Origin of the sequence: Anaerotignum lactatifermentans DSM 14214 (assembly GCF_900142265.1) — a bacterium.
Lineage (GTDB): Bacteria > Bacillota > Clostridia > Lachnospirales > Anaerotignaceae > Anaerotignum > Anaerotignum lactatifermentans.
The window spans coordinates 1-8496 of sequence record NZ_FRAH01000105.1; the positions used below are offsets into that span (position 1 = coordinate 1).

12 protein-coding genes are annotated in these 8496 nt (G+C 41.9%); 11 read left to right on the top strand and 1 reads right to left on the bottom strand.

The window, feature by feature from the left end; all coding sequences use genetic code 11:
* The 10 genes from BUB35_RS17010 to BUB35_RS17050 all read left to right on the top strand — a co-directional run.
* A partial coding sequence (locus BUB35_RS17010) for a transposase (RefSeq protein ID WP_072853704.1) occupies positions 1–228 on the top strand: 228 nt, incomplete at its 5' end.
* Positions 229–653: 425 nt separating this feature from the next.
* A complete protein-coding gene (locus tag BUB35_RS19725; RefSeq protein ID WP_242949283.1) occupies positions 654–1187 on the top strand; it encodes a hypothetical protein in 534 nt (177 codons plus the stop codon).
* A complete protein-coding gene (locus BUB35_RS19730; protein WP_242949284.1) occupies positions 1097–1735 on the top strand; it encodes an SPASM domain-containing protein in 639 nt (212 codons plus the stop codon). Before BUB35_RS19725 ends, BUB35_RS19730 begins: the two co-directional genes overlap by 91 nt.
* Before the next feature lie 13 nt (positions 1736–1748).
* The gene (locus BUB35_RS17020; protein ID WP_072853706.1) at positions 1749–2237 is read left to right on the top strand and encodes a hypothetical protein; all 489 of its coding nucleotides are present in this window, start codon (positions 1749–1751) and stop codon (positions 2235–2237) included.
* A 172-nt stretch (positions 2238–2409) separates the two neighbouring features.
* Complete coding sequence (locus BUB35_RS17025) at positions 2410–3417, top strand: leucine-rich repeat domain-containing protein (RefSeq protein ID WP_072853708.1); 1008 nt, start codon at positions 2410–2412, stop codon at positions 3415–3417.
* A gap of 80 nt (positions 3418–3497) precedes the next feature.
* On the top strand, positions 3498–3986 hold the full coding sequence (locus BUB35_RS17030) for a hypothetical protein (RefSeq protein ID WP_072853710.1): 489 nt from the start codon (positions 3498–3500) through the stop codon (positions 3984–3986).
* Positions 3987–4124: 138 nt separating this feature from the next.
* Positions 4125–4256: a hypothetical protein gene (locus BUB35_RS19815; RefSeq protein WP_276326396.1), complete on the top strand. Its 132-nt coding sequence runs from the start codon at positions 4125–4127 to the stop codon at positions 4254–4256.
* A 155-nt stretch (positions 4257–4411) separates the two neighbouring features.
* On the top strand, positions 4412–4825 hold the full coding sequence (locus tag BUB35_RS17040; RefSeq protein ID WP_143185488.1) for a hypothetical protein: 414 nt from the start codon (positions 4412–4414) through the stop codon (positions 4823–4825).
* A 534-nt stretch (positions 4826–5359) separates the two neighbouring features.
* Positions 5360–6427: a hypothetical protein gene (locus BUB35_RS17045; protein WP_072853717.1), complete on the top strand. Its 1068-nt coding sequence runs from the start codon at positions 5360–5362 to the stop codon at positions 6425–6427.
* Between the two features lie 425 nt (positions 6428–6852).
* Positions 6853–7446, top strand: a complete 594-nt coding sequence (locus tag BUB35_RS17050) for a hypothetical protein (RefSeq protein WP_072853719.1) — start codon at positions 6853–6855, stop codon at positions 7444–7446.
* Positions 7447–7856: 410 nt separating this feature from the next.
* Here BUB35_RS17050 and BUB35_RS17055 read toward each other — a convergent pair whose 3' ends face one another.
* Positions 7857–8153 carry an integrase core domain-containing protein gene (locus tag BUB35_RS17055; RefSeq protein ID WP_330391266.1) on the bottom strand — a complete coding sequence of 99 codons (297 nt, stop codon included), beginning with the start codon at positions 8151–8153 and terminating at the stop codon, positions 7857–7859.
* A 20-nt stretch (positions 8154–8173) separates the two neighbouring features.
* Here BUB35_RS17055 and BUB35_RS17060 point away from each other — a divergent pair.
* On the top strand, positions 8174–8496 hold a 323-nt coding region (locus tag BUB35_RS17060; RefSeq protein WP_200777629.1), incomplete at its 3' end, for a transposase.

Below are 8496 nucleotides of genomic sequence, written 5' to 3' on the forward strand. Positions count from 1 at the left end.
ATGGGATACTTAAAAGGAAAAAGTGCAATGATGATATTCAATCGTCATGCAAATCTGAAGTATAAATTCGGAAATAGGAATTTCTGGGCAACAGGATATTATGTAAGTACAGTCGGTTTAAATACAGCAACGATTCAAAAATATATCAGAGAACAGGAAAAACAAGATCAAATTGAAGATAAGTTGAATACAAAAGAGTATGAAGACCCTTTTAAGGGTAGCAGATAATCATACCACCAAGGCTTGAACGAAGTGAAAGCCAGCGTCATTTAGGCGCTGGCTCTTAATAAGCCCTTATAGGGCTAGTGCAAACCACGTCTTTTAGGCGTGGTTATGATTGCAAAACAGCAAAAGATCTCGATAGGAGATCCATACTTTTGAAAAATATTGTTGCAAATCATAACAAATTGCATTATTTCTTTATAAAATGTGAGTTTCATTTATACACTGTTTTAAAGTATCTTTTTTCACGCGATATAGTGCGTAAAAAACATGAGGGAATTTTACACGAAAAAATGAAAAAATATGTATAGAGATATATCTGTTTTTATTAAATACGGTAGAAATAAAAATAAAAAAATATTATAATGAATAAAATACAAACAAAAAAATACAGGAAAATAGAGAAAATATAAAAACGGAAGAAGTGAAACATGATGAGGTATGTAATAGAAGATACAAAATATTGTTTCAAGTACGCATTTGATACGGAAACCGGCGCTTATGTACGGACAGGAATATTAGATGACAAAGGGAGGGACACGGGAAAAGATCCCTTTCAAGCATCTTTTCCGCATTTGATTGATGTAGGAATTATGGGGCACTGCATTCATGGCAAGACGGGACTCTGCGCCAAGGCTGGTGTGGGTTGCTACCAAAGTGGATTATGGAAAGAAGAGCCCAATATGACGGTAGAAGATTTCCGCTGGATCGCCGAACAATGCAAGGGAAAAACCAATCAGTTTGCCCTTGGCGGACGAGGAGACCCGGATCAGCACGAACAGTTTGTGGAGATTTTGCAGATTTGCCGGGAAAATCAGTTGGTGCCGAATTTTACCACGTCCGGCTATGGAATGACGCCGGAAATCGCGGCGCTTTGCAAGCAATATTGCGGTGCGGTAGCGGTCAGCTGGTACCGCAGCAGCTATACCTTGCGGGCGATACAGCAATTCTGGATGCAGGCGTGAAAACAAATATTCATTATGTATTGGGGCAAAACAGCATAGAGGAAGCCATAGAACGGCTGCAGAAAAATGATTTTCCGAAGGGCATCAATGCGGTGATTTTCCTTTTACATAAGCCAGTGGGGCAGGGGACGGCAGAAAATGTACTTTTGGCAGATGACTCAAGGGTGAAAGATTTCTTTGCGCAGATAGACGCCCAGCATACGTTTAAAGTGGGGATGGACAGCTGTCACGTGCCGGGAGCAGTGAATTTCTGCGGAAATATTCATCCGGCGTCTTTGGATACCTGTGAAGGCGGCAGATTCAGCTGTTATATTAGTGCGGATATGCAGATGACGCCGTGCAGTTTTGATCAGGAAAGGAAATATGAGGTTTCCCTGCGGACGTATATCATAGAGGAGGCGTGGAATAGCCTGGAATTTGAAAATTTCAGGAATCGGATGAAAGGCGCTTGCCCGGCATGTGAAAAGCGGGAACTTTGTATGGGCGGATGCCCGCTGATGCGGGAAATTGTGCTTTGCAGCCGTTCGACCAAGCAATATATAGAATAAGGGGGAAAATTATATGAAAATCAGAACAGATTTTGTCACCAATTCCAGCAGCAGTTCCTTTGGGATTATCCACATCAAGAGCAAAGCGCTCGGAGAGTTTCTTGAGAAGTACCGAAACGCTGATATTCCTTGGACGACGGATTTCATAATAGATAATGATATGATCCATATTGAAGATATGGATGACATATTTGTGCCGAGGAACCCGACCTGTGTGGAGGAAGTGCTGTCTGCCTTGCTGGATATGCTTGCCGGGGTCAATTTAGAAGATGTGGAATCGCCGGAGTTCCCGGTAGATTATGATTACAGCGAAGAACAGGTGAAGATGCTTCTGGAAGCGAATAAAAGGGTGAAAGAACTGACCGATTCTATCAAGACGGTGGACTGGCATACCGGTATTGCAGAATGGGGTATGGACGAGGAAGAGGAAGCGGAAAGCGGCAGCGACGCTATTTTTCGTTACGATCGTGAGAAGAAAATCAGCGAGTATGAGATGTTCTGAGAAAATAGGAACTGTCACGCGAAAAGATTCAGCCTTCTCATGGAGTACTTCACGCAGATAGGATGGAAGTTGGTAAAGTTCGCGGGATTATCTGAATGATTATTAGGAAAAAAGACATTGCGTAACATATAAACGAAATGGAAATGAAGTCAAAGAGAAAGAGGAAGTAAAAATGAAGATCAGAACAGATTTTGTAACCAATTCCAGCAGCAGCAGTTTTACATTGAACCTGATGATAGAATTGAAAAATGGAAAAAAGCTGAAATATGAGGCTTTGGGCTATGAAGAACCGTTCGGACCTGGGGAATATGCGGAAGTTTCCGCAATGCTCAGCCCGAAGGAGCTGGCGGAGTGTCCCGATATCGCGGCGCTGGTGGACATGCTCAAGGATTCTATCGAATGCTACGGAGAGCCGATTTTAACGGATGACGACAAATTTATCCAAAAAGTCAAAAAGATTCCATCTATGCAGGAGATTGCCAAAATTTCCGTTACCGGGACAGAAGTATATGATCCGGAAAATGAATATGCCCAGGTGTATACATATGATTGTATGAAACAGGCGTATACCTGTGAAATCGATGGGGAGCAATGGGGTGCCATAAACGGAGCTTCCGGCGGGAATTTATATGTACCGGATCGCAAACTGGCGAAAGAATCAAATGAAATGAATGAAGCGGATGAATTACAGGAAAAAGAGGAATTTGTGGTCGAATATGATGTGCTGGTGCGTTACAATGGCGAAGGCGGACAGGTGACTATACCAGACGGTGTGCAGGAAATTGGCTCGGATGCTTTTGATGATTGTCTTGAGAATCTGACGGGCATTACCTTCCCGGAGGGGTTTACAACCATTCAGGAACAGGCGTTTGTAAGCACTGCACTGACTTCCGTGACCATTCCCGGCAGCGTAAAAGAGATTCCTCCAGCTGCGTTTATGGCTTGTGTGGACTTAACAGAAGTGATCCTGTTAGAAGGGGTTGAGGAGATTGCGTATGACGCATTTGCCGATTGTGAAAGCCTGCGTGATGTTACACTACCGGCGAGTGTGACGAAGATTTACGACTGTGCGCATGGCTATTCGTTTTTTGGATGTCCGCAGTTCATCATTCATGCGCCTGCGGGATCTTATGCGGAGCAATTTGCCAAAGAGAAGGGGTATCCATTTGAAGCGCTGTAAGGGGCGGAAGCGGAACGCAGGATGGGCGATACATCGGCAAAAAGCGATTGATGCAGAAGGAAAAAAGGAAGGGATGTTTTATGAAGATCCGAACGGATTTTGTCACCAATTCCAGCAGCAGTTCATTTGTGATTATTCATATGAAAAGTGAGGAAATTGCGAAATTGCTGGAAAAATATCGGGATGCGGATATTCCCTGGAATGTGATGTTTGAAGTGGAAGAATACGAGATTGATATCGACCCGGAGGATTTTATGTCCCCGCAGGACCCGACAAAAGTAGAGGAAGTGCTGGAGTGTCTGTTGATGCTGCTGGCAGAAGTGAATCTCAAGGACGTTTCATCACCTGATTTTCCGAAGGGATTTTATTATAATGAAGATCAAGTGGCATTGATGCAGGAGGCGTTTGAAAACCGGAAACGCTTGACCGATTCCATACAGTCAGTATCATGGGACGCAGGGCTTTGGGTACCACCGGAAGAAGAAGGAGAACTGCAAAATACCCATGTACGATTTTTCTATGACCGGGAAAAAGGCAGTTCTGAATTTGTGGAAGATGCAGAATGGTGATTGTGCAGATAAAATTTTAAGAAGGTACGTGTATGGCAAACATTTCAAGTGCGAATGGAACGGCAGCGTATCATCAATGCCCTAAACGAAAAACCTACGTGTATGGCAAACATTTCAAGTGCGAATGGAACACTTACTTTGAAAGGAGACTGGACCGAAGCGGCTGTGGAAGCGTTGAAACCGGTTCTGGACGCATGGAAATTTTACGGCGAGTATGGTATGCGGGTATATGAATATCCCTACAGTCGACAAAACAACAATAGAGTTTAACGGCAGCGGACGGTGGTCGTTTTCCGGAACGCTGGGGGGATTTTGACAGCTGGACGAGGTCGTAGATCGAGGATCAGCCCGAAAGAAACGGAAATCCCATACGTCCGCTGACAACAGAGCAGTATGACCTGCGCTTAAAGCTGATGCAGGAGAATGTGCTCAGCATGGAAGTTGACTTTGAGGACAAAGAGGGCGGCATGGGTCTCCGTAACCATGAGGTAGGCGTATTTACAAGCGAGGACGGTGAATTACACTATGAGCGGACGACATGTGAGGCTGTTCTCAGTGATGATTCCGGCAGCGAGGCAGCGGTGGGCTATCTCGCTCAGTTTTGTACGAATCCCGACACAGAGAAACTGAGCGAATGGGTAGCAGACAATATTTGTTTTACGGATATATTTGATAACTGGGCGCCCGATCATGACCAGATCATATACGGGCTGCAAGAGTTTGATGAGGACCCGTTCCCACAATTCAGCAGAGAGTTTTCTCCAGATACAAAGGAATGGGAAGAATTTTGTGAAATTTATAAGTCGATCAATGATTACCGTCCGGACGAGGCGGAATGATAACAGAGTTTTGCGATGCAGGTCCAGCATTACCTCGAAAATTGAGAGACGACAGTGTGAAACATTTTTTATGCGGCTTTTTATTGTTTTCGCACAAGGGAAATAGAGGATCAATCCGGAATAAACGGAAAGCCGGTAAGCCCGCTGACAACAGGGCGGTATGATCTGCTCTTAAAGTTGATGCATGACAAAGATCTCCGCATGGAGGCAGAATCTGAGGACGTGGAAGGTGATAGAGGGAGATTTCATTGACAATGAAGAACTCCATGCTCCCTTCCTCCAATTTTATGAAACCTTTGGACCAGATACCATTCCATGGGTATCGTGCTGCGGATAGCTGCTCGATTTTGGCGCTGGAGGGATAGAGAAAATCTGCTCAGACACAGAGGAATTAATTGAAAAAAGAGATCCCAAAAACAGTGCAAGAATTTACAATGCATTTTTATCTCAAAATAGATATCATTAGATCGGTTGTTCGAATGCAGGATTCTTATATTTAGAAGACCGTTTTTGTTTCGGAAGGAGGTTGTTTTTATGCCGGATGTTTATAAAAGAAGATTTGCCATCAAAGGAACAAAAAAAGATGTTATGAAAGCGCTGCGTTTTATGGCGGAACAAGCGGCTCTGAAAACAGAATACAGCTATCTATACGAAATGTTTTTAAAACCGACTGAAGTGGGTAAAGCTGGGGAGCCATATGGTCTCACAGAAAATTTTGACCAAGCAGGAGAAATGGATCAGGTAGGTTTTTTTTCCTGCGGATATATGGTGCGCCGATGGTTAGCGGTTTTAGAGTATGAAACAGTTTTTCGGGAAATAAGCGCGGATAATCCAGATATAGAGCTCTATGCAGAGATACATAATGAAGGCGGCATTCAGGAAATGCAGCCTTATATGGAATCATTCTATTCTCCTGCCGGAAGCGCGAAATTGACGCAAAGATATATCCAGATTTATCAAGATCCTCATAGCGAAGAATATGATCCATCTAAAGAACCACCGTTAAGCGCGGAAGATATTGAAGCGCAGTACCTGGAAACATGGGGAAAACCAAAAAGTTATTTTGAATCGTTGCTAAGGGGCGGGGAAGCAGGAGAAAGCAATAGAAAGCGGGATGATTTTTACTATCTTGATGTATGCAAAGAAATGATGAAGGGGGAAATAAAAGTATCTGGTCTTGACACAGATGAAATCAAAGAAAGATTTGAACATATCCAAACAGGTCAAAAGCTGTTATTGAAACAAGGTGAAAATGACGACGTTATGCTTTTTTCTGAAGATGGGCGCATAGGGACACTATCGGGGAAAGGCAATTTTGGGTTGATGACGTTTGTTCACGATACAGGAGAACTGCTATATTTTGGGGATGCGGTGCAGGTTCTGCACCATATGCTGCAGCTTATGCCCAACAGCATCTGGTGTAAAGTGCTGGATGTGACCCCGCTCTCCAAAAGAAGAAAAAACGCGAAATACGCTTTGCTTTCTGTGGAACTTAAAATATCTCAAGAACTGCAAAAGAGAATAGAACAAGAACAGAATGCGGGCGCCGGCTTTTTAGAGGAAATTCTAAACTCTATCAAGACGCTTAAAAAATCCCAATAAAACATTATTTTGGAGATAGAACAGGATTTTCTTGCATGAAAAAAAACCGCGGGATATGATTTGGCTCAATCCGTTTATGCCAAGGGATGATGTTCCCATAATATACGGATCACTATCTTAGGAAAGCTGGAAGAAGAATAATAGAAATTGCGTTTTTCGACAGGGAAAAACAAAAAAATACAGCGTTTTACAAGAGCGATATCATGAAAATGGTGTCGCTTTTTGTTTTGCTTTTTTATATACGATTAATTGAAAAACAGGGTGATATTTGTGGTAAAGAACATTTACATTCTTGGTATATTTTAGAAAATATAAGATGTGTCAGCCTTCTTTTGGTTTATAAAAACTTAACAAGGGGATTTCTTTTGATATAATAAAGATATATCAAATTTGTTTCAGATGATGGAAAGGGAGGAGGATTTTTCATGAAAAATTTGTGGAACGAATATGACCCAGATGTCCTTGCGTCAGCCGTAGATTATTTTGCATCATTTTTAGAGGAACCCAATAAAGAGGTTGTGAAAAAATGGGTAGAGGAAAATGTTCCGGCAAACGAAATGTTCTTAGAAGATATGGAAGATGGAGATTTCATTGACAATGAAGAACTTGGTGATCCCTTCCCGGAATTTTATGAAGCCTTTGCACCTCGTTCTGAGAGGTGGGATGAATTTTGCCAAATCTATGAAGAAATATTTGGTGCCTGGCTGCAAGAGTGGGAGAATTTTGACCATAGTATTTTAAAAGAAGTGATTGAACTTTTCCAATTGTTTGTGAAAGTACCTGATGAAGAAATCAATGAATGGGTCTATGACAATATCAATCCTTCTTATGAGCTTCAGTGTGCAGAGGATTATGAAAGCCAAATAGATATCATTTATTCTATGATGGGAGAAGATCCTTTTCTTGATTTTTATGAAGCCTTTGCGCCTGACACAAGTCAATGGGCGCGGTGCTGTGGCTTGCTGATTGATCTTGATGCGGGAGAAATAGAGGAAATTTGCTCAGATGAAGAGGAATAAATAGCAAATCAAACGATCGTGCGGGGTAGCCTATTTGTATCTATGTATGTGACTCATTGCATTGGTTACCTAAGGATTCTTTTTGTCAAAAGATTGCTTTTATTTCAAGGGAGTTGATTTTATGCCAGACATTTATAAGAGAAGATTTGCACTCAAAGGAGCAAAGAAAGCGTCATTTTATATATGAAATGGGGTTTTCATGTTTTTATAATGGAAACAGAGAAAAATATGATTGGCTCAATCAGTTTATGAGAAAGAGAGATTATGTTCCTATAATATACGGATTGCTACACTATGGAAATTGTAAGAAGAATAAAAAGTTATCTAGAAAAGACCGTAAGGGTGCAAATGAACTGCTCCAGATTGTGCGGACAGCACAAAAAGGCCTCTATGTAGGAAAATATGAAGTTTTAAGTGGAGAGGCGTCGCGTAAGCGGCGGCTCTCCGGTTTTTAACTGGATGCGCTCATGGTTGTAAAAATAAATATAACGGTCAATCATCTCGTTGGCTTCACAGAATGAAGCTGGTTTATGGCGGTAGATACACTCTGCCTTGAGAATGGAGAAAAAATTTTCTGCCATAGCGTTGTCATACGGGTTTGCTCGTCTTGACATGGAGGGCGTAATGTCATAAGATTTAATCAGGGGATCTGTGAAACTTTTTCTGTAAATATATGATAAAAAGGTTCTTCTATGATAAAATATTATTTACAGGAGGACCTTTTATTATGGCAAAACAGAAGAAACCCATACATCGGGTACAAATGACAGAGGGAAAACGAAACATTATTCATCAGCTCATGGAAGAATACGATATTCAGACAGCTGAGGATATTCAGGAAGCTCTAAAAGACCTTCTGGGCGGAACCATCAAAGAAATGATGGAAGCAGAAATGGAGGATCATCTCGGATATGAAAAATCTGAGCGTTCTGACAATGATGATTACCGAAATGGGTATAAACGCAAACGTATCAACAGCAGTTATGGTTCTATGGAAATTGAGGTTCCACAGGATCGTAAATCAACCTTTCAGCCGCAAGTAGTCAAAAA

Bases quoted from the DNA above. Each gene is read 5' to 3' on its own strand.
- BUB35_RS17045 (WP_072853717.1), top strand. From the start codon at position 5,360: ATGCCGGATGTTTATAAAAGAAGATTTGCCATCAAAGGAACAAAAAAA.
- BUB35_RS17025 (WP_072853708.1), top strand. From the start codon at position 2,410: ATGAAGATCAGAACAGATTTTGTAACCAATTCCAGCAGCAGCAGTTTT.
- BUB35_RS17030 (WP_072853710.1), top strand. From the start codon at position 3,498: ATGAAGATCCGAACGGATTTTGTCACCAATTCCAGCAGCAGTTCATTT.
- BUB35_RS17050 (WP_072853719.1), top strand. From the start codon at position 6,853: ATGAAAAATTTGTGGAACGAATATGACCCAGATGTCCTTGCGTCAGCC.
- BUB35_RS19725 (WP_242949283.1), top strand. From the start codon at position 654: ATGATGAGGTATGTAATAGAAGATACAAAATATTGTTTCAAGTACGCA.
- BUB35_RS17020 (WP_072853706.1), top strand. From the start codon at position 1,749: ATGAAAATCAGAACAGATTTTGTCACCAATTCCAGCAGCAGTTCCTTT.